1 pseudogene is annotated in these 275 nt (G+C 37.5%); it reads right to left on the bottom strand.

Going from position 1 to position 275, the window contains the following annotated elements:
• Positions 1-275 (bottom strand): annotated as a pseudogene (locus tag AAEZ18_RS18765) (glycosyltransferase WbuB); the annotation flags it as partial.

Genomic DNA, 275 nt, shown 5'->3' with positions numbered 1-275 from the left:
CTAATAAGCATACTAGATGCCTTGTAATCATCCGCCTCTAAAACTAAGCCACATTTGTGTTCTTTAATGAAGTCTTTTTGCCAACCACCGTAATTAATTGCGATGGGCGTTTTTGAAGCTAGTGCATCAAACAGCTTATTTGCAGAATTATGCCACATCTCTTTTACTGGACCGAATAATGACAAAGATAAGTCTGCGGCAGATAATAAACGAACTATTTCTGTTTTTGGTACTGGGTCAAGAAAGTATAGGTTTTTATTGTAAACACCTAGCGC

Origin of the sequence: Pseudoalteromonas sp. 19-MNA-CIBAN-0066, assembly GCF_040308705.1 — a bacterium.
GTDB lineage: Bacteria > Pseudomonadota > Gammaproteobacteria > Enterobacterales > Alteromonadaceae > Pseudoalteromonas > Pseudoalteromonas nigrifaciens.
This window is presented reverse-complemented; position numbering and strand designations above follow the sequence as displayed.